The 26,874-nt window shown below is 35.2% G+C and carries 27 protein-coding genes; 13 read left to right on the top strand and 14 right to left on the bottom strand.

Features of this window, described 5'->3' with window-relative positions:
* Nucleotides 1-123 precede the first annotated feature (123 nt).
* The 6 genes from AAC084_RS16360 to AAC084_RS16335 all read left to right on the top strand — a co-directional run bounded on the left by AAC084_RS16360 (nucleotide 124) and on the right by AAC084_RS16335 (nucleotide 8,090).
* A complete protein-coding gene (locus AAC084_RS16360; protein ID WP_339841293.1) occupies nucleotides 124-1,008 on the top strand; it encodes a hypothetical protein in 885 nt (294 codons plus the stop codon).
* Between the two features lie 408 nt (nucleotides 1,009-1,416).
* On the top strand, nucleotides 1,417-2,547 hold the full coding sequence (locus AAC084_RS16355; protein WP_339841292.1) for an HlyD family efflux transporter periplasmic adaptor subunit: 1,131 nt from the start codon (nucleotides 1,417-1,419) through the stop codon (nucleotides 2,545-2,547).
* Nucleotides 2,547-5,816 carry an efflux RND transporter permease subunit gene (locus AAC084_RS16350; RefSeq protein ID WP_339841291.1) on the top strand — a complete coding sequence of 1,090 codons (3,270 nt, stop codon included), beginning with the start codon at nucleotides 2,547-2,549 and terminating at the stop codon, nucleotides 5,814-5,816. Before AAC084_RS16355 ends, AAC084_RS16350 begins: the two co-directional genes overlap by 1 nt.
* 19 nt (nucleotides 5,817-5,835) lie before the next feature.
* Entirely contained in the window at nucleotides 5,836-7,200 is a 1,365-nt protein-coding gene (locus AAC084_RS16345; RefSeq protein WP_339841290.1) for a TolC family protein, read from the top strand.
* Between the two features lie 22 nt (nucleotides 7,201-7,222).
* A complete protein-coding gene (locus AAC084_RS16340) occupies nucleotides 7,223-7,900 on the top strand; it encodes a hypothetical protein (protein WP_339841289.1) in 678 nt (225 codons plus the stop codon).
* Between the two features lie 7 nt (nucleotides 7,901-7,907).
* Complete coding sequence (locus AAC084_RS16335; protein WP_339841288.1) at nucleotides 7,908-8,090, top strand: CPXCG motif-containing cysteine-rich protein; 183 nt, start codon at nucleotides 7,908-7,910, stop codon at nucleotides 8,088-8,090.
* On the opposite strand, the gene AAC084_RS16330 is transcribed toward AAC084_RS16335, so the two are convergent.
* On the bottom strand, nucleotides 8,091-8,693 hold the full coding sequence (locus AAC084_RS16330) for a head GIN domain-containing protein (RefSeq protein ID WP_339841287.1): 603 nt from the start codon (nucleotides 8,691-8,693) through the stop codon (nucleotides 8,091-8,093).
* 390 nt (nucleotides 8,694-9,083) lie between these two features.
* Here AAC084_RS16330 and AAC084_RS16325 point away from each other — a divergent pair, with 390 nt between their 5' ends.
* A complete protein-coding gene (locus AAC084_RS16325; RefSeq protein ID WP_339841286.1) occupies nucleotides 9,084-11,399 on the top strand; it encodes a hypothetical protein in 2,316 nt (771 codons plus the stop codon).
* A gap of 44 nt (nucleotides 11,400-11,443) precedes the next feature.
* Here the strand turns inward: AAC084_RS16325 and AAC084_RS16320 are convergent, their stop codons facing one another.
* Nucleotides 11,444-11,938 carry a heme-binding domain-containing protein gene (locus AAC084_RS16320; protein WP_339841285.1) on the bottom strand — a complete coding sequence of 165 codons (495 nt, stop codon included), beginning with the start codon at nucleotides 11,936-11,938 and terminating at the stop codon, nucleotides 11,444-11,446.
* 242 nt (nucleotides 11,939-12,180) lie between these two features.
* On the opposite strand from AAC084_RS16320, the gene AAC084_RS16315 reads away from it, so the two are divergent.
* The 3 genes from AAC084_RS16315 (at nucleotide 12,181) to AAC084_RS16305 (ending at nucleotide 14,521) form a co-directional block, all read left to right on the top strand.
* Nucleotides 12,181-12,573 carry a hypothetical protein gene (locus tag AAC084_RS16315; RefSeq protein ID WP_339841284.1) on the top strand — a complete coding sequence of 131 codons (393 nt, stop codon included), beginning with the start codon at nucleotides 12,181-12,183 and terminating at the stop codon, nucleotides 12,571-12,573.
* Between the two features lie 143 nt (nucleotides 12,574-12,716).
* Entirely contained in the window at nucleotides 12,717-13,751 is a 1,035-nt protein-coding gene (locus tag AAC084_RS16310; RefSeq protein ID WP_339841283.1) for a histidine kinase, read from the top strand.
* Entirely contained in the window at nucleotides 13,748-14,521 is a 774-nt protein-coding gene (locus AAC084_RS16305) for a LytTR family DNA-binding domain-containing protein (protein ID WP_339841282.1), read from the top strand. Before AAC084_RS16310 ends, AAC084_RS16305 begins: the two co-directional genes overlap by 4 nt.
* 46 nt (nucleotides 14,522-14,567) lie before the next feature.
* Here the strand turns inward: AAC084_RS16305 and AAC084_RS16300 are convergent, their stop codons facing one another.
* From AAC084_RS16300 to AAC084_RS16265, 8 genes are all read right to left on the bottom strand, one after another.
* On the bottom strand, nucleotides 14,568-14,747 hold the full coding sequence (locus tag AAC084_RS16300; protein WP_339841280.1) for a hypothetical protein: 180 nt from the start codon (nucleotides 14,745-14,747) through the stop codon (nucleotides 14,568-14,570).
* Between the two features lie 223 nt (nucleotides 14,748-14,970).
* Complete coding sequence (locus tag AAC084_RS16295; protein ID WP_339841279.1) at nucleotides 14,971-15,207, bottom strand: hypothetical protein; 237 nt, start codon at nucleotides 15,205-15,207, stop codon at nucleotides 14,971-14,973.
* Nucleotides 15,208-15,382: 175 nt separating this feature from the next.
* Entirely contained in the window at nucleotides 15,383-15,916 is a 534-nt protein-coding gene (locus tag AAC084_RS16290) for a cupin domain-containing protein (protein WP_339841277.1), read from the bottom strand.
* Nucleotides 15,917-16,074: 158 nt separating this feature from the next.
* Nucleotides 16,075-16,641: a cupin domain-containing protein gene (locus AAC084_RS16285; protein ID WP_339841275.1), complete on the bottom strand. Its 567-nt coding sequence runs from the start codon at nucleotides 16,639-16,641 to the stop codon at nucleotides 16,075-16,077.
* Nucleotides 16,642-16,886: 245 nt separating this feature from the next.
* Nucleotides 16,887-19,034 (bottom strand): cation:proton antiporter, encoded by a 2,148-nt coding sequence (locus AAC084_RS16280; protein ID WP_339841274.1) that lies wholly within the window; start codon nucleotides 19,032-19,034, stop codon nucleotides 16,887-16,889.
* A gap of 218 nt (nucleotides 19,035-19,252) precedes the next feature.
* Nucleotides 19,253-19,549, bottom strand: a complete 297-nt coding sequence (locus tag AAC084_RS16275) for an immunity 53 family protein (RefSeq protein ID WP_339841273.1) — start codon at nucleotides 19,547-19,549, stop codon at nucleotides 19,253-19,255.
* Nucleotides 19,550-19,827: 278 nt separating this feature from the next.
* Nucleotides 19,828-20,661, bottom strand: a complete 834-nt coding sequence (locus AAC084_RS16270; protein WP_339841272.1) for a hypothetical protein — start codon at nucleotides 20,659-20,661, stop codon at nucleotides 19,828-19,830.
* A 43-nt stretch (nucleotides 20,662-20,704) separates the two neighbouring features.
* Nucleotides 20,705-21,241: a hypothetical protein gene (locus AAC084_RS16265; protein WP_339841271.1), complete on the bottom strand. Its 537-nt coding sequence runs from the start codon at nucleotides 21,239-21,241 to the stop codon at nucleotides 20,705-20,707.
* 356 nt (nucleotides 21,242-21,597) lie between these two features.
* On the opposite strand from AAC084_RS16265, the gene AAC084_RS16260 reads away from it, so the two are divergent.
* Nucleotides 21,598-21,723, top strand: a complete 126-nt coding sequence (locus tag AAC084_RS16260; protein ID WP_339841270.1) for a hypothetical protein — start codon at nucleotides 21,598-21,600, stop codon at nucleotides 21,721-21,723.
* A gap of 260 nt (nucleotides 21,724-21,983) precedes the next feature.
* Here AAC084_RS16260 and AAC084_RS16255 read toward each other — a convergent pair whose 3' ends face one another.
* A complete protein-coding gene (locus tag AAC084_RS16255; protein WP_339841268.1) occupies nucleotides 21,984-23,222 on the bottom strand; it encodes a DUF2130 domain-containing protein in 1,239 nt (412 codons plus the stop codon).
* Between the two features lie 234 nt (nucleotides 23,223-23,456).
* Here AAC084_RS16255 and AAC084_RS16250 point away from each other — a divergent pair, with 234 nt between their 5' ends.
* Nucleotides 23,457-23,591, top strand: a complete 135-nt coding sequence (locus AAC084_RS16250; protein WP_262493284.1) for a hypothetical protein — start codon at nucleotides 23,457-23,459, stop codon at nucleotides 23,589-23,591.
* A gap of 137 nt (nucleotides 23,592-23,728) precedes the next feature.
* Nucleotides 23,729-24,106 (top strand): hypothetical protein, encoded by a 378-nt coding sequence (locus tag AAC084_RS16245; RefSeq protein ID WP_339841267.1) that lies wholly within the window; start codon nucleotides 23,729-23,731, stop codon nucleotides 24,104-24,106.
* Nucleotides 24,107-24,160: 54 nt separating this feature from the next.
* Here AAC084_RS16245 and AAC084_RS16240 read toward each other — a convergent pair whose 3' ends face one another.
* The 3 genes from AAC084_RS16240 to AAC084_RS16230 all read right to left on the bottom strand — a co-directional run bounded on the left by AAC084_RS16240 (nucleotide 24,161) and on the right by AAC084_RS16230 (nucleotide 26,646).
* On the bottom strand, nucleotides 24,161-24,697 hold the full coding sequence (locus AAC084_RS16240; RefSeq protein ID WP_339841266.1) for a DinB family protein: 537 nt from the start codon (nucleotides 24,695-24,697) through the stop codon (nucleotides 24,161-24,163).
* 86 nt (nucleotides 24,698-24,783) lie between these two features.
* On the bottom strand, nucleotides 24,784-25,332 hold the full coding sequence (locus tag AAC084_RS16235) for a hypothetical protein (protein WP_339841265.1): 549 nt from the start codon (nucleotides 25,330-25,332) through the stop codon (nucleotides 24,784-24,786).
* 78 nt (nucleotides 25,333-25,410) lie between these two features.
* A complete protein-coding gene (locus tag AAC084_RS16230) occupies nucleotides 25,411-26,646 on the bottom strand; it encodes a DUF3644 domain-containing protein (RefSeq protein WP_339841264.1) in 1,236 nt (411 codons plus the stop codon).
* Nucleotides 26,647-26,874: the final 228 nt, after the last annotated feature.

The following is a 26,874-nucleotide window of genomic DNA, read 5'->3' as shown; positions in this document are numbered from 1 at the left end:
GTTATCATCAATTTATTTAATGAACGTTATAGTAGTTTCTTTTTAGTCTAACCCCTTTTGTTCAAAGAGTTAATAGTTGTTTGGTACTTATGATTTCACCCTTGATTAATTAATTTTTTTAATATGAAAAATATTTTAAAATACAGCTTCATAATTTTTTTTCTGGCAAGTGGATTCATTGTGAATGCACAAATACCAAAAAGTGAAAAACAATATTTAATAGACTTTTATAAAAGTACTGTCGGAGAACAGTGGCAAAATACTTGGAATTTGAAAGCGGACCCTTCCTCGTGGTATGGCGTAGAAATAAGTGATGGTCACGTTGTGAGTTTAAAACTATACCGAAATAATCTTAACGGAAAAATTCCAAATGGTATTTCAGTACTTACGAATTTAAAAATATTGAATCTTTCATTTAATTCATTAGTAGGTAACTTGCCCAAAGATTTAATTGAGCTAGAAAAATTACAGTCCCTTCGTCTTGAAATGAATAAGTTGGGAGGTACATTGCCTCAAGACTATTCTAAAATGAAGAATTTGGAAGAGCTATCGATGTTCAATAATTTATTTCAAGGAACTATACCTAGTGGAATAGGGCAATTAATTAATTTGAAAACATTGAATCTTTCAAGTAACTATTTAGAAGGTAGTTTGCCAAAGTCTATTGAGAATTTAGTAAGCTTAGAAAGACTAGAACTATTTGGCAATAAACTAGCTGGCTCTATAGATATTGATTTAGGTAGGTTAATAAATTTAAAAGAACTGATTCTTTCGTATAATCAATTCGAAGGAGATTTACCAAGTAGCATGGCTAGTTTAAGCAATCTTGAGTTTATTCAATTACAAGGTAATAATTTTAGATCTTTGAATTGTTTGCTAAGAATGAAAAGTAAAAATTTAACTGTTTTCGATAGTGATGATGAGTTTTTGAATATGAAATTCGGGAATAATGAAGCAAGCAGAACTCATTTAGTAGAGACAAAGTATGAAGATATAAAACGGAATTAATTTTTTTTAATATTGAAAAAGGGATGTGGAAGCATCCTTTTTTTTGTAAGTAACCCATGTAAACTACAGCATATTTTATGATTACTTTAACCATTAAAGTGTTAAAGCCCATATACGTTTTTTTGTAGTTTCGCGGTTTATTAACTGATTTCCAAAAGTTTCTAATTTTTACCAATATTAAGTGATGTCATTTTGTTCGAATATACATCCGGATTTATTTTAACTTAATCATAAGAACGAAAATAGCTGATGGTAAAGTAGAACCATTTTTTTTAAATGTAATTTTTGATTGGTAGTGATTTTATTTCAACTCAAAGTGAGGTAGTCGCTTCATTTAATTAAAGTCTTAAAGGATCTAAAAAAGTATTTGATTCTTTGTTTTGAAATACGCTTATAAATTATAATAAAATGCGAAAAATTATTTTTACCGTACTGGGTATTTTACTTATTGTAGTATCCTTCTTTTTATCTAAGGTTATTATAGAAAGTAAAAAAACGTTTAAGCCTAAATCTGAGAAAGTGGTGAAAACCGTTTTTACCGAGGTTGTTGAAAATAGTACGATACCCATTGTTGTACGGGCAAACGGAAATTTAATGGCGAAGCAACGTGTAGAATTATATGCAGAGGTTCAAGGGATCTTTAAAAGAGGTAGTAAATTATTTAAGGAAGGTCAAGCTTTTCGTCAAGGTGAAACAATAATAAATATTGATGCCGATGAATATGCGGCAAGTGTTCAATCTGCAAAAAGTAATCTTTTCAATCAGCTTACAGCAGTTATGCCAGATTTACGTTTAGATTATCCAGATATCTATGCGAAATGGCAAGGTTACTTGACCAACTTTGATATGTCTAAGAGTACACCGGCACTTCCGGAGATGACTACTGAGAAGGAAAAATTCTTTATTTCAGGTAGAGGTATTATAACCAGTTATTATAATGTAAAGAATCTAGAACAACGACTTTCTAAATATCATATTTCTGCTCCTTTTTCCGGGGTGCTTACAGAAGCATTGGTTACAGAAGGTACCTTAGTAAGGTCAGGTCAAAAATTAGGTGAATTTATCAATCCTGAGGTATACGAACTTGAGGTAGCTATTAGTAAGCGCTACACAGACCTTTTAAAAGTAGGAGAATCTGTAGCGTTGACCAATTTAGATGACAATAGCAAGTACAAGGGTAAGGTCACTAGAATCAACGGTAGTATTGATCAAGCGACACAAACCGTTAAGGCATATATAGAGGTAGATAATAAAAACTTACGCGAAGGCATGTACTTAGAGGCTAATTTAGATGCCAAAAAAGAGGAAAATGCAATCGAGGTAGATAGAAGTTTACTTTTAGAGGGAAACAGAATATTTGTAGTACGCGATTCGGTATTGGATATCATAAATGTAAATCCTGTTTATTTTTCTGATAAACGTGTAGTGCTAAAAGATGTGCCAAATGGCGTAACCATTATGTCTAAACCGCTTAGTGGTGCATATACAGGTATGTCAGTAAAAATTTACTCTGAACAACCAGAAAATAAAAAAGGATAATGCGTAAACTGATAGAATACTTTATTCGGTATCATGTTGCCGTTAATGTTGTAGTAATTTCTTTTGCCCTTTTCGGTATAGTAGGTGCAAAGGCTTTAAAATCTTCTTTCTTTCCTTTAACGGATTCTAAGAATATTGCGATTACCATTACCTACCCAGGTGCTTCGCCGCAAGAGGTTGAAGAGGGTATTGTATTAAAGATAGAAGATAACCTAAAAGGACTTCAAGGTGTTGACCGAGTTACCTCTACCTCTAGGGAGAATAGTGGTACCATTAATGTCGAAATAGAAAAGGGAGAGAATATCGACTTTATGCTATTAGAAGTTAAGAATGCGGTTGATAGGGTGCCCACTTTTCCAACGGGTATGGAACCGCTAATTGTATCGAAATTAGAGGCTGTTCGACAAACTCTTTCATTCGCTATTAGCGGGGAGAATATTCCTTTAGCCACCTTAAAGAGTGTAGGTAGGCAAATTGAGAACGATCTGAGAGGGATGGAGGGCATCTCTCAAATAGAAATTTCAGGTTTTCCAGCAGAGGAAATTGAAATTGCCGTTAATGAAAATAACCTTTTGGCTTATGGCATTTCATTTACTGAAGTTGCGAATGCTGTAAGTAATGCGAATATTCTTGTTACGGGTGGTAATATTAAGACCGATGCTGAGGAGTATCTGATACGTGCTAATAACCGTGCGTATTATGGTGATGAGTTGAACAATTTGGTAGTAAGGGCAGATGCATCAGGTACTGTTATCCGTTTAAAAGATGTAGCCATTGTAAGAGATCGTTTTGCTGAATCTCCAAATGCTACTTATTTTGATGGTAATTTATCGGTAAGTACCACTATTACGAGTACCAATAATGAAGATTTAATTTCCTCTGCCGAACAAGTAAAGGAATATATTGAGGAGTTTAACCAAAAATATAATAACGTTAAGTTAGATATTGTATCGGATCAGTCGACAACCCTTGTTCAACGTACCCAATTATTGACGGAGAATGCTATCATGGGTATGTTGTTGGTTTTGATTTTCCTGTCCCTATTCTTAAATACTAGATTAGCATTTTGGGTTGCATTTGGTCTACCCGTTGCATTCTTAGGAATGTTCGTTTTTGCTGGTTTCTTTGATGTAACCATCAATGTTTTGTCTTTATTCGGTATGATCATCGTTATCGGTATTCTGGTAGATGATGGTATTGTTATAGCCGAGAATATTTATCAGCATTATGAGAAAGGTAAGTCGCCTGTACAGGCCGCTGTAGATGGTACTATGGAAGTATTGCCTCCAATTATTTCTGCGATTATAACTACAATACTAGCCTTCTCTATATTCCTGTTTTTAGATAGTAGAATAGGGGAGTTCTTTGGCGAGGTTTCTGTTATCGTTATTCTGACATTAGTGGTTTCATTGGTAGAAGCATTAATTATTCTACCTGCTCACTTGGCGCACTCCAAAGCATTACAGCCGTTAGATGATAAACCAAAAAGCGGATTAGGAAAAGCATTTGCCAAACTACGTGTTATTAATGAGACTGGTGACAAAATGATGACGTGGATGCGTGATAAATTGTACACGCCCGCATTACGTTTTGCAATGAACTATAAAATTTTTGTTTTTAGTCTTTTCTTAGGAGCATTTATATTGACATTAGGTTCCGTTGGTGGGGGAGTTATTAGAACTGCATTTTTTCCAAGAGTAGCGAGTGACAGGGTAGGTATAGAATTAGAAATGCCTAATGGTACTAATGAGAAAATTACAGATTCTATTATTTCCATGATTGAGGAAAAAGCAGAAATTGTAAATCAAGAACTTACTGAAAAATACATGAAAGGCTCCGGTAAGATGCTTTTCGAGAATGTTATTAGACGTTTAGGTCCGGGTTCATCTACTGCACAATTAAATATTAACCTTTTACCTGGTGAGGAAAGACCTGATGTGATTTCTTCAGATATGGTAACCAGTAGACTAGAAGAGCTAGTGGGGCCGGTTATTGGTGTAGAGAGTTTAATTTATGGTTCAGGTGGTAACTTTGGTGGTTCTCCTGTATCAGTTTCGCTCTTAGGTAACAATATTGAAGAGCTTAAGGCGGCAAAGGTTGAATTGAAGAACATTTTGTTGAATAACTCCAGATTAAAAGATATTGCTGATAATGACCCAGCGGGTATTAAAGAAATTCGATTGACCTTAAAAGAGAATGCCTATTTATTAGGTCTAGACCTTCGTGCGGTAATGGCACAGGTGCGGTCAGGATTTTTCGGAGTACAGGCACAGCGTTTTCAACGATCGCAAGATGAAATTAGGGTGTGGGTACGGTATGAAAGAGATGAACGTTCTTCGATTACAAATTTAGATGATATGCGGATCGTCACTCCTACAGGTGAACGTGTTCCGTTGAGTGAAATAGCAGCGTATACAATTGAGCGTGGCGATGTAGCAATTAATAGATTAGAAGGTAGGCGTGAAATTCAGGTATCTGCAGACATGAAAGATGTAAAGGATAGCCCTACGGATATCATGACAGAAATACAGAATGTTATCATGCCCGAGATACACTCAAAATATCCAACAGTTAATGCTTCCTATGAAGGACAAAATAGAGAGTTGGGTAAATTAACAGGGTCATTGAAATTGGTAGGATTCACCGTTTTACTTTTAATATATATTACTATCGCGTTTACGTTTAGAAGCTTTAGTCAACCCTTAATGTTATTGCTTTTAGTGCCTTTCAGCTTTACTGCCGTAGCATGGGGACACTGGATTCATGATTTTCCGATTAACGTACTATCGATTTTAGGAATCATTGCCTTAATTGGTATTATGGTGAACGACGGTTTAGTGCTTATTGGTAAGTTCAATTCTAACTTACGAGAAGGTATGACCTTTGACAATGCTATTTTCGAAGCAGGTAAATCTAGATTTAGAGCAATTTTCCTTACCTCGATAACAACTATTGCAGGTTTGGCGCCACTAATGTTAGAGACTAGTAGACAGGCGCAATTCTTAAAGCCAATGGCGATTTCTATTGCCTATGGTATTGGTATTGCCACCATACTTACGTTGTTGATGTTGCCGCTGTTTTTATCGTTTAGTAATAATCTAAAGGCTGGTAATAAAATGTTGGCTTCGGGTCATAAGATTACAAAAGAAGAAGTAGAAAGAGCTATTACGGAGCGTAAAGAAGCTGCACATCTAGAAGGTCAAAGAAATCATTCAATCGAAGATGAGAGTCATCACGATCACTCAGAAGTTGGTTCAAATATTCATTAGAAATTAGAAATATAGTATAATGATTAGATTACGATTCATCCATTTATTATTGTTTTTTCCAGTTTGTAGTGTTTTCGCACAAGAGAATACACTTTCTAAAGAAGAGGCTGTTACCAAAGTTTTAGAGAATAATTATGGTATCGAGATAGCTAAGAACGAAGTTGAAATTGCAGATAATAATGCAGGTATTTTGAATTCGGGCTACCTGCCAACATTAACGGGTACAGCTGGGGCAACATATAACACCAATAATACGACTACCGAGTTTCCTGGCCAGTTAGATGAGAATAATAATCCTAGAGCAGATATAGAAGTTAATGATGCCGAAAGCCAGCGATACAACGCTGCTGTAAATCTTAATTATACGCTGTTCGATGGTTTGGGTAGGTTCTATAGTTTTAAGAGACTTAAAGAGCAGTATCAGCTGAGCACGCTACAGGCAAGAGAAACGATTGAGAATACGATGATCCAAATGTTTAGCGTGTATTTCGAAATTGCTCGCCTAACAGAAAACAAGAATGTTCAAAAACAGGCTTTAGAAATTTCAAATGATAGAATCAAAAGGGCAGAGTATTCTTTTGAATATGGTCAAAATACTAAGCTAGATATTTTAAATGCTCAGGTAGATGTAACTAATGATAGCATTAATCTGTTGAATACCGAACAGCAATTGGCAAATGCCAAAAGAGATTTGAATGTTGTACTAAATCAAAACTTGAACGAAGAATATGAAGTAGATACAACCGTAGTCTTTATTCCTAAATTTCAGCTTGTTGAGTTTATGGACAAAACCATTACCAATAACGTGGCTATTCTGCAAACAGAATCCAATTTGAGTATTAATGCCTACGATATTAAAGTAAACAAATCGGGTTATTTACCTACGGTTGGTTTAACAGGTTCATATGGTTGGAATAGAAATCAGAATGCACCATCGGCATTTTTATCGGGAGCTATTTTTCCGGGTACTAATTCGAATGTTTCGAGTATGTCTTTGGGGGCCAATCTTACTTGGAATTTATTCGATGGCGGTGGTACAACGGTTCGTGTGAAAAATTCTAAAATTACGTACGCAAATCAAGAATTATTGAGAAAGCAAGTAGAGCTTGAAGTAAATCGTGATATGCAGAATGCGATGGCCATTTATGAAAATCGCTTAAAAATTTATCAAATTCAAGAACAGAATGTATTTACCAACCAGAATAACTTTGAACGCTCTCGCGAACAATTTCAATTGGGAAGTATTACATCTATTGAGTTTAGACAAGCTCAAATAAATTTATTGAATGCGCAGACGAACAAAAATTTAGCAAAGTACGATGCTAAGTTGGCTGAACTTCAGTTACTACAACTTACGGGACAATTATTAAATATTGAACTGTAACAGTTACTTAATAAAGTAAGGTATGGACATGTATATCAAAAGAACAAATAGCGAACTAATAGAGATTCTCTATCAACAGTCACTTCTTACGTTTGAATCTCAGTTAAGTTTAAGAGAGGAAATACAGAAACGTGATATTCAGGTAGATCTTAGCCCGTTAGAAACTTCTATTTCAAATAAGCTGACTCAAATAAAGAACCTGGAATATTTGAAGGATTTCGGATTTAAAGCGGAAAAAAATCCTAATGGTATTACGGTGGTCAGAACAAATAAGGCTTTATTTACTGATGTTACAGCTATTATTTTAGGGGTAATTGTTTTCTTAGTAGGTATTTACGGCTGTATAAACCTAGCGTTTACTTTTATTAATGGTGATGAGCTTGATGTTTTTACCTTGGCGTATAAATTTGCTGTAGCCTCATTGGTTTTTATAGGGTTTAGCTTTTTTAGCGGATTAAAACGGGTATTCGATTATACGGGTTTTGAGCTTTCTACTTTAAATGGATTAATCACTTTAAAAAAACGTTTCGATTTAAAACTTGAGGAGATTAAAGCTACAGCTGCTGATGTTTTTGTAGAAACAGATAATGAAACACTATTTTTAAAGTTGGGTAATCAAACCATTTTTACTTCGAATGCTGAAAATTTAGTGCAGACCCTTACTTTAAAGGAGTTGGCTAAAGAATTGAAAGGCGCATAAAGAATATATGTACGAGCATTTTTTTCAATGTCCATATTGTTGGGAAGAGGTTTCAATGCTTCTCGACCCATCTATTACTCAACAGACCTATGTTGAAGATTGCGAAGTATGTTGCAACCCAATAGAGGTAACTCCACGTTTTGAAGATAATGAACTAATAGCTTTCGATGCCCAGAGTATAGAGCAGTAGTTAGTTATTAAATTCTATTTTTCCTCCAAAGGTATCATCCGTATCTCTAGTTTTAGGATTACCATATATCTGAATTGATCCACCGGCCTTTACTTTAGCAATGATTTTTTCACTAGCATAAACCTCTGCTTTACCACCTCCTAAAACAGTAACCGAAGTGCTCTTCGATTTAAGCGCTTTGTTATATAATTTTCCGCCAGTATTGATGTTGGCATCTTGGGTATGCGTAGTTCCAGATAGCTTTATTTCGCTGCCTGTAGTACTTTTCGCTTTAAGCGTAGTGACATCAATATTTAAGGTGATTACAGCAGCTTCTTGAGACCTAATTTCTATGGTAGAACTCTTTATCATATCTGTAGAAACAATTCTTGCATTTTCGTTGGCATCGATAACCTTCAGTTCTTCTGTATAGAATAGTTTAGCGTTTACCGTGTTACCCGATAAAGTCTCGTTAATAGCCATTTTAATTTTTAGGAGTCCGTTGGTCTCAACAACGCTAACATCTTCTTTGTCGTCACCGCTCAGCACAAGTTTATTTTCTTTGCCTTTAACAAGATTTACGGTAATACGATCATACACCTTTACCTCGTTAAACTTTGCCAAAGGAATAGTTGAAGTATGCTGTGCAAAACACGAGAGAGTTGAACAGATAAAAAAGGTAATAATTATGATTGGTCTCATGCGGTATTGGGAAATTAGAGCCTCAAAGTTACGTCACAATTACGGTTATACCATGATCCTCAATTTTCGGTACTTTTTATCTATTGGATGAAAAAGTTTTTCATGATAAAATATTTTAAAATTTGATACAATGTCAATTTAGCGTAGTCGAGAATTTCTCATTTTATGTTTTGGTTTCTATTGCGCTCAATCTGACATGTAATTTGCTTAATAGATTACAGACTATATAGTAAAAGTTAAATATTTGTAAGGTGTTCGCTTAGATTTTGCAGTTTCACTACCTTAAACAAGTTATTACCTTCATTGTAGTGTATGAAAAAGAAATACCTATTACTTATCCTTATTGTAGCCTTGGGCATCGTAGGCTATGCGGGTGTTGAATATTTTCCATATACTGAAAATGAATCTGTATTTGAGAATCTAGATTCTATTCCTAGCCGTCGAGAACTACGACGAAGTTTTTTTGAAAAGCGAGAAATATTGGTAGTTTATGCCGCCAAGGATAGCGTGCTAAGTAAAAAATACCAAGAAATACTCGACGATCTTTCATCAGAAGAACCCACTAGGTCTAGGCGAAGCGCCAAAATACTGTACAAACGTGCAGATGAAGTGACTGAAGAAAATCTAAATAACCATATTGTTTTTCTTTTGGGGGCCATTCAGGACAATCATATTCTCAAGAAGTTTATAGCTAAAACTCCATTTCAGATAAATGATAGGCAGATAATGATTGGTTCGAATAAGATTGATAATAAGAATTCGATTTTATCGGTAAGTTTTTATCCGAATCCTTTAATGCCAACAATGCCTTTTAGCTTTCTGACAGGTACAAACGCGCAACAGGTATTTAATTTCTTTGCTGAAAAAGTTAAGGAAAACGGGCGAGCATTTTACTGGCAGAATCTTAACTATGAACTCTATAATGATAATGAGCGAGTGGTCATGGGTGATTTTGATGAGCAATGGAAAACAGATGCGAGTACTTTCTTTGATTTTTCTTCGGGAAGCAAAGTGCTTTTAAATGCAGAAAAATATCAGTTCGTAAATCATAAAAATGCATTAAAACCGAACGAAGTAAGAAGTCTTGAGGAGCAAATAAAGCGAAACACCTCAAAAGTGTTCGCTTTTCTAAACAACGATGATTTTCCGAAAATCACCTATAATTTTTATAGCAACACAGAAGAAAAGGGCTTGATGACCGGTAATACTGATCAAGCACATTATGATACATTGAATAATTCCATTCATATCATTGCCAATAAAATATACAAGAACAACAACATTGGTAAAGACAATGAACTGCTGCTGCGTAATATGCTAGGGGTTTCTAAAAAAGATATTCTCACCCAAGGGTTACCTATTTATTTTACCGATAAATGGCAAATGAAAGGCTATAAATATTGGTCTGCACGTTTAACGGAATCAGAAAATACGTTATCGGTTGCCGAATTGCTCGATAATACGTTTCTAGAGATGGAGTCTTCTTTAATACGAGATTGCTTGGCAGGGGCTTTTGTAGATTTTTTAATGCAGACCTGGGGTAAAGAAATCTTTTTGTACCACTATAAAGATGGTGAACTAACGACCCAAGAAATGCAAAAGTTAGAAGGGGGTTGGCAACTTTATTTGAAAAGCCTGACGAAAACCTACCCGAAAGAAGAAGTTGTTAAAAAAGAACTGCCCTATTTAAAAGGATTCAATTTTGCCCATGAAGGCTACAGTATTTACAATGGCTATGGTTCTAAAAAGGCTACGGAATCATTGTTGAAGCAAAAGTCTATGGGCAGTAATGCTATGGCATTAGTACCCTATACTGGTATTAGTAATATAAATACACCGACGCCTCTTCATTTTAGTAATAGTGCCGGTGGTGAAAATGATGAAGCAGTGGTTCATGCGTTATCAACTGCGCACGATATTGGAATGTATACTATGTTAAAACCTCAAATTTATGTGGGTGGCAGTTGGCCGGGCGGTATTGAGATGCCAACCGACGAACAGTGGGATATGTTTCATGATCATTATTATCGCTGGATTCGCCACTATGCCTTCTTAGCGGAAATACATGGTATGGATGCTCTTTGTATCGGTGTTGAGTTTACAAAAGCTACCTTATCGAAACCTGATACTTGGCGAAGTATGATTAAGAAAACCAGAGGGTTGTTTTCTGGTCACTTGACCTATGCTGCCAACTGGGGCGAAGAATTTGAGAATATTGAGTTTTGGGATGACTTGGATTATATCGGACTAGATTGTTATTATCCTTTGAGTAAAGATGATAATCCGACCGACGAGGAGATGACCGAAAGATTTAATATGGTAAAAACGAAGATTGAAAAGGTATACAAGCGTTTTGAAAAGCCCATTGTGTTCACCGAAATCGGATTTAGAAGTGTTGATAAACCATGGCAGAACCCCCATGCAGAGGCCGATGAAAGCATTAATGAAGAAATGCAGGCACGTTGTTATGAAATCATCTTTAAGAGTATAGAGAACGAACCATGGTGCCAAGGCATCTTATGGTGGAAATTTCCTAGCTATTTAGAATACCGCGGGCAAGAGAACAATGCCTTTACTCCGAATAACAAACTAGCAGAAGAAACAGTGCGTAAATGGTTTACTAAATAATTAAAACCATTTCGAATGTACAACTGCTTGAAAGCAATAAGCAATTACTTCTTTTTAGGGAACGCCAAACTGTCTGCTGGGTACGTTTGTTTTAGGTAGCTCATTTGTGAATCTGCCCATGCAATGATTTTTTGCCGTTGTGCATCGGTCAGGTCAGCTTCTGGGTGAAGTCCAAAATAGGTGTAGGAAGGTAACGGCATTTCTTTCTCTTCTATCATTTCTTTGGTTTCCTCAAGTTTATGATTTTGTACAAATAATGGCAACTTCGTGAATTCAGAAAAATTCAAATGTTTTTTACCATCAGTAACGTGATCAGCTAAAAACCAAGCTACAGGCTGCACATTTGAATACCACGGATATTCGGTAGTGTTGCTATGGCAGTCATAACAAGATACCTGCAATATGTTATCTACATCATTTGGTATACTGTATTTGGTTTGTATGGCAAAGGTGTCATTTCCTGAAATATTCTTTTCTGGCCGTATAAATTGAATGACAATTAGAATAATTGCAAGGGCAATTCCTATTTTTTTCCACATGGTACTATTGATTAAAGGTTCGATTTGCTTCCATTAAAATTAAACAATTTTGGTTTTACAGGCTCTTGATTTTCAATGTATAGTCAAAGTTTCTTGTATTAGCGAAAAGTTCAGTTTTCATTTAAGACGTTTCACCTTGTAAAAAAGACGGTTCGGTTAAAAAGCTACCGCTTGTGGTGCTGTTGAACAGTACATTTGTATCATCAAATAAAAAAATTACATAATTCATAAAATATAAAGACATGAAAAAAATTACATTAATTTTTGGTCTAGTACTAATAGCAGGAATTCTTATTTCCTTTACGGCCGAACAAAAACATAGAAAAGAAATGAAGGTTGCAAATTCTTCATTATTCAATGATGTAAACAAGCCTTTTGAAGAGATTTTAAAAGAGCAAGCTCAAACAAATGTTATTATTTTAAATCCTTCAACTGATATCAATGTTATTGAAATCGAAGAAGAAATAGATTTAGGTGATGATGTAACTGCATACTTACCATATGGTTTTAATGCTTACAGAGGTTTTCAAATTGATATTGCAGATATTAACGTTATAGAGATTGAAGAAGAAGTAGAATTAGGATTCGATGTAAACGAATACTTACCTACAGGTTTCAATCCTTATAAAGTATAGATTTAGTTTAGTTTAGTTAATTGAGGTTGGTTAATCAAGGCCTTCAAATGTAATTTGAAGGCCTTTTTTGATTTCAGAAACCACCTGTAACATCTGCAGTAAATTGATGTAAATTTGAAAAACGCTCGTCTAAAGCATATGTAATGATGTTACCGATAGTTAAAAAACCACAGATTATAAAAATTGCCCTTTTGCTGGCTGTTTTGGTTTCCTTGCCCAGAAACATTCATGTGTATAATATGATTAGCTCTGGTAACCAACAGTTCGAGAATGTTTGGGTGGTTGATTTTCTGTATCGTTTGGTATTTATGGTTTTTTTCTCTTGGGCAATCTTAGAAATTAATGCCAATGTAGTGTATCTAAGGACTAAACTTAGGGGTACCTACGCGACCATAGTTATTATATTTTTAGATTTAGCAATGCTCTTTGCCACCTTGTACTTGTGGAAAGCATTGCACCCCATAATTGTAGACAGTCCTTTATCTGATGAGGACAGGGGCTTTTTAACATTTGGGTATGTTACCTTGCTTATCGTATTATATTTTATAGCTAGAATTTTACGGTTACAAGTGAACCAACGGGTAAGCGATATTGAGAATGAGCATTTAAAACATCAGAATTTACAAAAAGAACTTACGGCGCTTAAAAACCAAATAGACCCTCATTTTTTATTCAATTCGCTTAATTCGTTAACATCGCTCATACGCGACAATGAACCTGCAACACAATTTGTAAAAAAGCTATCGTATATGTACCGCTATATTTTACAGAGTGGCGATTCTGATTTGGTGAGCATACGAGAAGAGCTTAAATTTTTAGAAAGTTATACCTACCTCATGAAAACCAGGTATCGAGAACGGTTTGAGATTGAGGTCAATATTAGTGAAGGGTTAAAAGGAAGAAAGATTCCGCCATTGGCGCTGCAACTTTTGGTAGAAAATGCTGTAAAGCATAATGAAATTTCAGAATCGAATCCATTATTGGTACGTGTCTATTCACGAGAAAATTCCATTTTCATAGAAAACCCATTACGCCCAAGAACAACTATGGCCGTGGGTACCGGTACCGGCTTATTGAATTTGAGAAAAAGATACTTACTCTTGCAGCAACAAGATGTGCTTGTACGTACCGAAAATGGTATCTTTCAAGTAGAACTTCCGTTAAGAAAAATAGAATGAAAATCGTCATTGTAGAAGATGAGCTTGCCGCAAGCGATCATCTTGCTTATTTGTTGAATCGTATAAACTCTGATATTGAAGTATTGGCCATTTTCGATACCGTAAAAGCTGCTGTCAACTATTTTTTGGCACCAAATGATGCAGAATTGGTTTTGATGGATATTCACCTGGCAGACGGTATCTCTTTTGAGATTTTTGAACAAGTAAAAATTGATATTCCGGTGGTATTTACAACTGCCTATGACCAATATGCACTAAAAGCCTTTAAGGTGAATAGCATTGATTATTTATTGAAACCTATCGACGAAGAAGAATTGACCGATGCCCTAACCCAATTTACCGTTCAGGTAAAAGAAAAGGAGCAAGGCATGGATGATGACCAATTAAAAGGTCTGTTGGGTCTAATAAAAGTTGGTACTGATAAAAAAGCTTTTAAAAATACATTTTTGGTGAGCCTAAGGGATGAGTTGATTCCCTTAAAAACCAATGATATTGCTTATTTTTTGATAGACCTTGGGGTAGTAAAAGCAGTGAGTAAAGACAACCAAACCTATAGTGTAGAAGGGCGATTAGAGGATATTGAAGAAAGCCTGGACCCTACTATTTTCTATAGAGCCAATAGGCAGTGTATTGTTAATCGTGAGGCTATCGTAAATCTAAAATACTACTTCAATGGGAAGTTGATTGTAAGCGTAAACCCTGTCGCGAAAGAGCGAATTATTGTAAGCAAGGCAAAAGCATCTGATTTTAAAGATTGGATGAATTCTTAGTTTAGGGGTGATTCATTATTTCTCAAGGAATAAGTAATATTATGTCTTAATAAAATGCTTCTTCGTCAATTTCTGTATCCTCATCTTCCTTCTTTTTATCTACCTGTTCAATCTCGTAAGTGGGTAAATTATCCTTTTTATAAAATTTAAAAGGAACAGGAATAATGGCTGCCATTATGATGAAAATTAATAACGTTATAAAACGCAAGAATTTTTTTATTCTCATGATAGACTAATTTTTTAGAATTAATTAGTTTCTATTTCTCTTTATGTGAAAAGAAAGAAACAGAATGGTTTACTAGTGTAGATTTTAAATCAGCAAGAGTAACTACTATGAGATTTTTGAATTTGAATATCGCTATATGCGATTTGTAAAAGAAGGGATGTAATATTGAGAACTATTTTTTTCTGTGTATAGATCTTAAGTTGAATTATTGAATTTTCTACGTTTAATTGCGTATAAGACCCCCAGTTTTTTTCTGGGAATCGAAACGTTGTTTCGTGGGGGTGTCATTGATTAATGCATCGTAATGAGTGGTGTTCTGGCTTAAGCGGTTTTGTGTTACAAGTTCGGTAGTATACTGCTCAGTAACCAAATCTAGGCCTATGGCAAAGTCAAAAGAATATAGGTTGACTATAACCAGAAGTGAAATAAGTGATTTAAAAGCATTAGTGCGCCAGCTCATACTATAAATATAAGGCATCTCTTTTAGTTGCTCGCATTTAATGGAACTCTAGTATAGGCATTGCAATAAAACGGCATGTGAATCCTCTATTCATTTTTAGTAGTAGGGATGCCGTAATTATTTACCGAACCAATGTAAAGGTCAATTAAGGGATTTTTATTTTTGGTCAACTAATTTATACAAATCGGAGTTTATATTTTCCACATATTTGTCCCACTTTTTCTAAATCTGGAGGACCAGGTGGTAATAGTGAAAGCTCCTTGAACATATGTTCTAAACCAGCGGGAAAAATACTTAGCATTGCTCTTGCTTTCTGGTGTCCGACCACCTTCCAAGAGTGCGGCACGCCTTTAGGACAAAAAATGAGGTCACCGGCATTTAGGGTTGTATTTTCATTGCCAATGGTCATTTCAACGTTACCACTAAGTACTTGAAAAACCTCATCTTCGTTTTCGTGAATATGAGGGGGAATGCCCACGCCAGGATCGTTATTTTGTTCGATCAAGGTATATTGGCCGTTCGTATCCTCGCCCGTTAATTTAATATTTTGATTGTCGCCCATAACATTCAAGATGCTACCATCTTTATTCCGAACTATTTTTGGGTCATTAGCAATACCACCTTTTAATTTGTGATGGCCTAGTAAAGGAATAATCGAAAAAACAGATATTCCCAAAGCGGTCGATGTAATAAAGTTTTTCCTGTTCATGATTTTAATTTTTTGATTGTTCAACGTATATATTTAAAACCTAGTCAAAGAACTAGTTTGCTATTTGTGGGGAACATAACCACTTGTAATGGCGCATGATAGTTATGCCAAAACAGGGCTCTTACATTCTTTTGGGGAAACTAAAGTTGTCTGTATACTTATTCTAGTTGTAGTGGAGGACCTATAACTTTCATATCGTTTTTCTCAAAAATACGGTTGACTTCCGCTGCTGAGGGCTCATGATCTAAGGCAGCAATGGTTACAAAGAAATCCTCTAGTTTACCTGCAGGTTGCAAAATCACGGCCATTTTTCCTTTTTCCGATTTCTGTGTCCAGGCGTGGGGAACCTTTCGAGGTAAAAATATACTATCGCCAACGGCCATATGATATTTTTCCTCACCTACTTGAAAATAGTAGGCGCCTTCTAAAATGTAGAATATCTCGTCTTGTGAATGGTGTACATGTAGTGGGGTTCCTTTTCCTTGCGATAATGAGGTTTGCTCAAATATGGCAATGTCTCCATTGGTGTCTTTTCCTGATACCTTAACATCCAAAATATTGGCATTAACACCTTTCAATTTTAAATGACCATGAAAACGACCTTCACCAGATTTTATTTTAAAACCCTTTTCCACTCTTTTGGTCAAATTTTCATAGGAAGAAAATGCCAACATAGGTACAGTGGAAATTGCAAGAAGTGCTGCAAAGAATCCTTTCCTTTTCATAATTAAAAGTGTTAAGTCATGGAATATAAATTTTTTATAAATCGTTAATAACCAATCTAATGTAGGTAATAAAACAATTGCTAATTAAAAATGATAGTTAAATATTCAGGGGTGTTTTAAACTATTTAAAACAGAAGAATTGAAACAATTATGAGTTGAAATTATGGGTTTAACGATGCCTGTTTGTTCCTTAATTTAGGTAGCCTGTTCAGGGGTACATGACAAATCTTACGCTTAAAAATCGGTTATTTTCTTTTAAATATTTTGACAATGGATTGTCCTAATTCATCAATTTTATCAAAAGGTTCTGTGAGCGTTGGGTTGTTGAGGTTTAATTGTGAGCTATCAATTTCACCTACTTGCATGGGATACACCAATAGATAGCTCATCGTGTTGAAGTACTTGTTCAAATACGATGGTATTTTACTCATATTACTATCATAAGAGGGCTTGTCCTTTCTACTCAAAATAATAACAAGATTATCATCTTTCTGAAATTCACTTTTAAGAGATACAAATTTATTCCAATCTTTAAACTCTTTGAATTCATAGGCTATCGGGTTTTTTACTTGTAAGGCGTCGATAGCTATTTTAGTTTCTTTAGTGGCAAAGAATATAAGCTTCGCACTTGAATTTCTGGCAATATTCCAAACCTTGGCCAACCAAAACGGAAAGCCAATTTCTTTCTCGGCATGTGCAGAAACAATAATCACATGTCTTTTTATCGTACCAAAAGGCTGAGAAGGTTTGTATATTAAGGTAGTTGGGTTGCATTTCGATAAAATACCTTCGGTTAAATTACCTAAGAAAGAATCTGAAATCCCTTTTTTAATATGTAGGCCTAAGATGAGGTCTGTGATTTTATGCTCTTTAGCCACACTTGAAATTCCGTTTACAATATTGATATCGTACCGTAATAAGGTGTGTATGGTATTATCGGTTGCCGAAGCGGTAACCGTTGCATGTTCCAGTATTTTTCGCGCATGCTTATCCGCAGAACTTCCCATTTCATAATCATCAACAATACTTAAGGCATAGAGTCCGTTCGTATTATTTTTAGATTTGGCAATGATGCCCAAATTAATTAGGTCGTCTGTGGTGTCGCTGTTGTTTACAGGTATTAGAATGTTCTCTACATATTCTTCATCATACGCTGACGCACCAGAAGTTTCTAAAAAGGCAATATTCTTGGCGCCTTTTTGAGCCACGAATGAGGCAATGGTACAGGTAAACAGAATCATTAGAATGGTACCGTTCAGAATGCTTTCATTCAGTAAACGAATTGGTTCTCCCGTTGCTGTTTCACCAATAATTAAATTATAACCAATTAATACGGCAGCAAGGGTAGCTGCTGCTTGGGCATTACTTAATCCGAATATTAACCGACGCTCATCTGCTGAAAAATTGAATGTTTTTTGGGTAAGCCAAGCCGCTATGAACTTTGCCGATGTGGCAACAATAATCATTACTGCGGCAACTTTAATTGTTTCCCAATCATTAAAAAATACGCGGTAATCGACCAGCATACCAACCCCTATTAAGAAAAAAGGAATAAAAATAGCGTTGCCTACAAACTCAATTCTGTTCATTAATGGCGAAGTGTGTAGAATAAGCCTATTGAGTGCCAAACCTGTTAAAAACGCGCCAATAATCGCTTCTATACCGGCAAGTTCAGCTAAAAATGCACCTAGAAAAACCATCATTAGCACAAAAATATAATGCGAAATATTATCGTGAAACCGTTTAAAAAACCATCGACCTATGATGGGAAAAAGCAACATCACTGTTGCCCCGAATATGAGGATAGAAACGGATAGCTTCACCCAGAATACTGTATTCACCTCACCCGTATTCATACCCACAATTACGGCAAGTACTAAAAGTGCTAAGGTATCTGTGATTAACGTACCACCCACGGTAATATTCACGGCTCTGTTCTTCGCTACACCCAATTTGCTCACCAACGGATACGCAATCAAGGTATGCGATGCGAACATACTAGCCAATAGAATCGAAGTAGGCATCGAAAACTCCAAAATATAAAGACTAACCAAGATGCCTAATACCATAGGAATGATAAAGGTGTAGAGTCCGAAAACAAGGCTTTTTTTACTGTTCTTTTTAAAATCTGCCAAATCGATTTCCAATCCGGCAAGGAACATAATGTATAATAGGCCAGCTGTACCCGAAAGAATAATACCACTATCACGTTCCATTAAATTAAAGCCATACGGGCCAACTACGGCACCAGCTATAATAAGCCCTAAAAGGGCAGGTATTTTTATCTTGTTTAATAGAATTGGCGTAAAGAGAATAATCACCAGTATCAATAGAAATTTCAGTACCGGATTGGTAAAGGGTAGGGTCGTTTCAACGATGTTCAACGAAATCATATAATGCTCATTTTACAACGGTTAAGTAAAACGCTTTACGATTGCTTCTTACAGGTAGTTGATAGTTGTATATACGTTTTTGAAGTCCATAAAGATTTCAGAACCAACGAGTAAACTTAGTAAATACCCACGGATAATTTGATGGTAAAATTAGGGTAAGACGATGAATATATTTAGGTAGCGAAAGGCTTTAATCAAATCAACTACAGGCAATCGTATTACGCTTCTATTTTCTCTATCATCTCTTTAAAGAGGCCTAATAAAAATTTCAATTTGCCGGCATCACCTGCAGCAATAAATTTTTGGTTCATGATTTTAACACCGTACCAATCATCTTTGCTTTTTTCGTTAAGGATCCATTCTAGGTTCATGGTAGCTATCGAAGTATTCGAAATATCAATTTCAACTTCCCACCCAGGATTATCTATTGTTGTTATTTGAATGACTTCACCATGTTCCCAATTGCCGTCACAATTATCCTTAAACCACTCTTGTATCCAATCTAAAATTTCCATGTGTTATTCGTTTGTGAACCTAAGTCGTAAATGTAGTTCTAGTTACAGGCTTTTTGCGTACTTATTTTTTATAATAGGTATTATTGCTATTTGGATGTTCATTGGTACTACTGTTTGTTCTAAAGAAATTTCAGTCTGTTTTTTGACTTTTAGCCGATACTTTAAGAACAATAAAGACTAAAAAAAGAATAATGGACTTCTTCCTGATAACTTAGGCTTCAAAAATTACTCCAAAAATTGAAATACAAGAATGGCTGAATTCAAAAACGAAATTACTTTTAGTCATAATTTTTAACTAGCCAAGTTATTGCAATTGAATACCCAATTATAGGGGAGATTCCATAACCTAAAAGAGGAACTGGAAAATTTCCGAATAGTGTCGATAGTATAATTAGTGAAAAATAAACACCTAAACTTATGAATATTGGTTTGTATGTTTTTGACGTAAATATAAAAAAAGGTAGGGGCATTAATACTAATGAAAGAACTCCTACTATGAAGGGAATTTGGCCAATGTTCTTAGCCATTTGGAGTATTTCTTCAACATAAGGTACTGGTGGTAAATTGTCAAGATGAACCCATGTCAGAATTGAAATTATTAAAGGTATACACAATACAAGATACTGTATGGTTTTAGTAATGAATTTAAATAGAATAATAAATGAAGCAAATGTAAACGCAATTGTAGTTGAGGCATCAGGTTGAAATGATAGTACTATGGTAACCCCTAATATTAGTAGTGCCGTTGGCCACCAGTTTTGAAAACTTAGATTTTTCCCTAGTTCAATTAGTAAGATTGGTAGTACCATACTACTTATATGCACATTGATCGGGCCAATCGATAACCACCTGTGTACACCACTTAAACCGCTATCAGCAAAGGTCAAAAGTAAGAGTATAATGCATACCGCAATGGTTACATAACTATTAGGTTTTGGCACTTTTATTCTTTGCAGAAAAATAAATGAGAGCATACTTGAAATTAGAAATATGGCAATATTTAGCACCCATATTCTTGAAGGAATATTATTGTAATACATTATGAACACACCTAAAGATATAGGGAGTATCATAAAAATCATCGGTAAAACCGGGCGAAGAAACACTTTCATATGCTACTTTCTGGTACTTTTTATTCCTATCAACAAGATAGCTTTAATTAAAATTATATTGCAGCACTACGTTAAAGGTATAGGTATTCGCAATGGAATTAAAGTTGGCATTCGGGTTTATGCCTAATCCAAATTTCTCGCTAGGGTAGTAGAGCAGTTTTGCCCGTAACGGAAAACCAACGGTATTGTCAGGAATATTGGCAAAAAACGGATTAGGACCAGTTTCCACATCATAAACAAATAGACCAATACCTACATGACCTTCTAAAACCAGCTTTGGGTCTAGCAACCATTTTCTACCGTAGGTAAGATTAAATTCATAAAAATCCCCATTGGGGCCGTTGTCGGTTAAATTAAGTCCGGAGTTTAAATACAATGAAATAATATGATCGTTCACTAGAGTAGAAAAATCTAGGTTAATGCCTAGACCGCTTTTTGCATTATCGGTATCGGCTGTGGCAATACCTGCACCAAGGCTTAGGGCATGTATTTTTAATTTTTGGTCTTGCGCTAAAAGGCTAGTGCTTGTAAGTATTAAAAAAGAGAGGAGCACTATTAATCTAAGGGGCTGTGATTTCATAGTAAGTGTTTTTTAGGGTAGCAAATAACGGATCAATACAACACCGAAATTTGACTTCTTCCTACAATTTAATCCAATTCTTTCAGAACCCCAAAAGAACAGATATAAAGCATCGTGCTGATTATCAGTATTTAATATTTTAAAGTACTCTAGTTTGGGTGTGCTATTTTTTTAAAGGTATTCGCCAAAAGTAAAATCAGGTAAACTGAATTACCAATTTAACGGCAAGCTTATTTAGGGTAGACTATATTTTAAGTTAGGTTGTAGTTCATTTTAAAATATTCAATTAAAACTGTAACAAACGTATTAAAACAACTACCAATAACTAGTATCAACCATTAATGTAAGCAACTAGTATGAAAAAAGCGAAGACATCTTATTATTGGTCTATGGCGCTATTCTTAATAATGACTATGCTAGCCTTCGGGTACTTTTTTGAGTTAGGAGAATCATCTGGTAAAGCCTTAGCAAAAACACATTAAATTAAGATCTATGAAATTTTTAAAATATTTTTTACTTACAGTTGGCATTTTAGGCTTGGTAGCAACAATTTTAAATGTTTTTTATTTTAAAGATACTTCGAGCAGTAATATCTACAGTGCCGCAGGATGCGTATACCTTATATGGATTTCATTCAGGTTCAATAAAATGGTAACTTGGTTAAATTCAAAAACAAAAAACGATATCATTTCCTCAGAATAAGAGCGAAGCGCGAAGCGCAGAACGTCTAGCGCCTAGCGGTCTACTGATCTATCTCAGCATCGGGTAATTCTAAAATGGTGGAAGTCGATAAGGCATTACCTGCAATACCTTTAATTGAACCGAACAGCACATTTATATTTTCTTGAACGCCCCAAATCTGCTTTTCACGAACGGCAAAATTCTTGAACGCTGCTTTTTTCTCGTAGTTCAATTGCTTGATCATAGAATCGTAGTTCTCGATAATTCTATTGATGTTCTGTACAAACTCATTACTGGTCAAATACGAATAGAGCAGTTCCATCTTATCTCCTTTGTTTTCGTCAGATGATTTTATCGATTGTGTTTTCAATAATAACTCCCGCAATACTAGCGATACACTTTTTACCTCATTGAATCCGCAGATCCACACGCCGTTCTTTTCTCCGAAGCGGTCCATATCTGGCGGAAAGGTTTCGGTAACGATGACCGCAATATCTGCCTTGCAGTTAATTTGGTCTTGCTTTAGTTTATTAATCCAATCGTTGCTGAAATTCTTGGTACGCTTACTCTCATACACAATAGAACCACAGGTTTGTTGCAACGAATTTATAACCGTCTGCACGCAATCTGCGCCACGAACTCCTTTACCGATTTCATCTATATCATCAAAAGGGTAGGTGTTGCGTAGCAGCTCTTCAAGAGCCAATTCTTGCACCTCACCTTGCATTTGCATAGAACCTTGTTCGGCCTTACGCTTCATTTCATCAATAAGCTTTTTTTGGTCTTCTAATTGCTTTTGATATTCCTTCTCTTTCATCGCCATAGACTCACGCTCTTTGGCTTTGGCTTTTTCCTCTATTTCGGTCTGCTTCTCGAGCAATTCTTTCTGAACGTTCATTTTAAGGTCTTCCGCCTTTTCCTTTAGTTCGTTCTCACGTTTCAGCAAATCGATTTCTTGCGAACGTAAGGCCCTATTTTCCTCTTTCTTTTTTTCGTTCTCTTGCTGAAGCGATTTTAATTGCTGCTCAAAAGTTTCGTTGGTCTGCTTTTGTATTTTCTCCGATTCTTTGGCAAGGCGTTGTTCAAGCTTTTCTTTGAACAGCTCATTTTCTTTTTCTTTTTTCTTCTCGAACTCCTCTTGTTCTAAGGCAAGTTTACCACGTTCTTTATTGAATATCTCTGCCTGCTCGGCCACTTTACGTTCGTATTCAGCTTTAAAATGCGCCTGCATTTTACCGGATAGCGCTTCTTCTACATCAAATTCATGACCACAATTCGGACATTTTATTTTATCTACCATGTTTGTTTAAATACGTTTGCGTTGAGGGTACACCAGTCGTTCGCGAATGAAATAAGACCAGTGTATAAAGATATAAACCTATACACGGTTAAGCAATAGTAAACGCCATAGTTTTCAACAGTTGGCTAAGATTATACCCAATACAGGGTGCTATATATTTTTGAAATACTGATAAATGTCATATGTTGCGTTATTATTGAATTATAAATTTGTTCGAATATAAACCACCGACCTATGATTTCACAGATGATACCACTTGTTAATTGGAGCTACGGCGTTATTCTTATTGCCAGTTTTGGAGTAGTATGTTTAGGACTTGTACTTGTAGTTCTAAATTTAATGAAGAACGATAAGAAAAAGCAAGAGTAACCTTTTGTTCGTTATAATTTGCCGCTAGGTAAAACGATTTTATAGCTGTTTTTTGTTAAAATTATCGAGTCCTTATTTCTGGGGCTGATTGTATCTATATATTTTTGTAACTTATTAGTTGCTAAATAGATACAACTATGAAAATCAAAAAAGAACAAATTCCGGCGACGATGCAAGCACCCGGAACCACCATGCGGGCGCAACCTAATTTTGGTGGTATGACGGTTTGTTTCAACGAACTACCACAAGGCACAGATTTTACACCACTTTTAAACGGATTAAAAAATGACAGCTGCCATTGCCCACATTGGGGCTATATGGTAGAGGGCGCTCTGTTGGTCATTTATGATGATGGCAAAGAAGAAGTACTGGAAAAAGGAGATGTCTTTTACATGCCTTCTGGGCATACCGCTATTGTAAAAGAAAATGCCAAAATAATTGAGTTTAACCCAACGAAAGAGTTCGATGAGGTCATTACCCATGTAGGGATGAAAATGGCGGAGTTAGGAGGATGAGATTATTGCTCAACATAAAACCAATTTCAAGAAATGATTATTTTGTTACCGTATTTATTGATACAACACATACCTAGGGGGTACCAACCCGTTTAACCGCATAGATACCAACATTTGTGCCCTGTGGTGGGTAATATGGTCTGCCAGTAGCATAAAGATTTGACGTTTACTTCTGTTTAACCCAAAATAGTCTAGCTCCTCATCTAATTGTGCAGGTTCGAAATCTTGTAAAAGTGCAATAGCTTCGGTAAATGTTTGGTTGATACGTGCCATCATTTCTGCTTTTGTTTTATGGGCAGGTTTAAAAACGGTGTCGGTTTGGTAAACGCGTGCTGCTCTGTTGCCTATGAGGGACTGACTATGCCAATCTAGCGCAAAACCAATATGCATTAAATTCTCTGAAAAACTCAACGATTCTTCTGTTGCTTTATAGCTGTACTTATCTTCTGGCATCATTTCGGCTACAAGTAACAAGTACTTGCGAGAGTTTTCTAAACGCTCAATAGAGTCTTCAATGAATTTGTCTTGTTGGGCGAAAAGAGGGGCTGCTGTTAATAGTAGGAGGGTAAGGAGTGTGATTGTTTTTTTCATGATGATTTTTTATTTGTATAATAAAAGGATTCAAGCAAAACAATATGCCCATTGAAATAAAAATGTCTTTATCAGATGTGATTATTTCACCATTCATCTGATTTTGAATTATGATTATTAAAATCAAATAGATTATTAAAAGTATGTTCGAAAATTTGGGCGTCTGCTTTCAAAAAACCTTTTCGGAATTCTCCCTTTCTTATAGCAAAGTCCGAAAGAGGTTGAACTGAATTTGCAGACATAACCGAGATGCCACCGTCAGAAAGTTCGTTAATAGTTTTAAGGTTTATTGCATTTAGCGTAACTCTATATCGACCATCTTTAAGTTCTATATGAAAGTTACCACGAATAGATGAATTTTGGACATAAAATGATGTGTTCCAATTGTTTTTACCTGCTCCTTGATAGTCGGCGGTGATGTTTTCAATTTCACCGCTAACTTCGGTTTTTCCATAATTAAGGTTTTTAAATATCCCTTTCTCTTTTAGAATTTTTTCAATCTCAACTTTTGACAATTCCGATTGAAATACTTTTTGCCACTCAAATTGACTATTTTCAATCTTAAAATTATGACTGGCTTGACCAAAAGTTATAGGGCAAACAAAAAATAAGACTATTAATAGGTAGTTAAACATGATACTGATATTTTATTTTTAATTCTGGAAAGTAAAGGCGTGTTGTTCAAGACATAAGCAAGCTCTTATATTTCATATTTATTTTTTAGTATAGTGGCGATCAATTTCGTGAACGATATTGGGATTGTACCATTCTTGTTTTGAGCCCTTTTTGGTTTTTGTATTTAAGTATCTGACTCTACAAAATTTTGGATTTTCTTTTAATTCTTTCAAAAGGCTCCAGAAATGAGGATTAACTTTGAAATCGTTATATCTTTTTTTGAGCTCAGGTACTAAGTTTTCTTTACATGCCCAAGTATAAGTTTTTGTAAAAATATCTTCCTCCTCGATAATAACGGATATCGCATCTGGATCATCAGGGTCTATTTGCATCTTGCTTTTCACAAATTTTGTTTCCAGTCTCAAACTGACACTATGTTGTGATAATGGGTCGTGTGGGAATTTTTTTTCTTTATTACCAATATACCTAAGTAAATTTTGATTTTGTATACTATCATTATTCACTGAGTAACTTTGAAGTTCATGAGGATGAAAAAAAGACATTGGCATAATATAAAAGTTATATTTACTCAAATCTTTCTTGAACCATTCTTTGCACATTTCTAAGTAACTTAAAAGACTAGCTGTGCCAACTTCTAAAAGTTTTGTATTTAATATGGGGCTTTCATTTCGAAAATGAATAGCATTGTCCCTTAGTTCAACAAGTACGAAAAGATTGGCCTTTAATGTCTCGTCAAGAGCAACTAAATTTATTGCTTTGCCAATGGTTATTGTTCGGTAATTTCCTGACCTAGATTTAACAAAATTTCCGATGGTATTCTTATCTGGAATATAAAGTGATTCCATGTTCTCTAATCCATTTCTTACCACTTTTGCTTTTAATAAGATTTCCCAAGCATTAATTAGAAGTATTGAAAAGGTTTCTTCACGATATCCGAAATCAGGCTTATTATAAATCTCAATTGCAGCCAATACTGCTTGAACACTTTTGTCAACCAAGGTATCCGACAACTTTAAAGACGAATTAGAAGTTGAATGTTTAACTGGATTGGCATGTCTATATTTTGAGCTAACTTTAAGAGCATACTCGTTTAGATTTAACCCTAAAGTGTGTTGAGCTTTGAATAATCCGTTCGGTTGTTTAATAATAAATTCCCCGAATTCATTCCTGCTTAATTTAGCACGTAAGGAAGCGCCTAATGGGTATGTCGAAGCTTTAGCAAGTTGAAAATCGCTAAACTCCTTTTCTTCTCTCTCCTTTTTTTGAAGAAATAAAAGTGTCAATCTTTGCTTTTCGTTTGCTTTAGTTGCCATTTATTATTTGTTTCTATTTTTGATGCTCTAAGAGTTTTCTCAATAATAAATTCCATCGGTTAGTATATGAAAAGTAGGCGGTTTTGAAACACTAAACTTTCGGTTAAGCACAAAGTTTGATACGAGCTTAAAGCCTTGATTTTATTGCTATTACGCTTATTTTTCATATACATTGTGTGTGCCCAGCATGGGCATCTTTTTAACTACAGAAAAGTAGTTGATTAATCT

Source organism: uncultured Maribacter sp. (assembly GCF_963977385.1).
Classification (GTDB): domain Bacteria; phylum Bacteroidota; class Bacteroidia; order Flavobacteriales; family Flavobacteriaceae; genus Maribacter.
The sequence above is the reverse complement of the archived record's forward strand: the minus strand, read 5'-3'. Positions and strand labels throughout refer to the sequence as shown.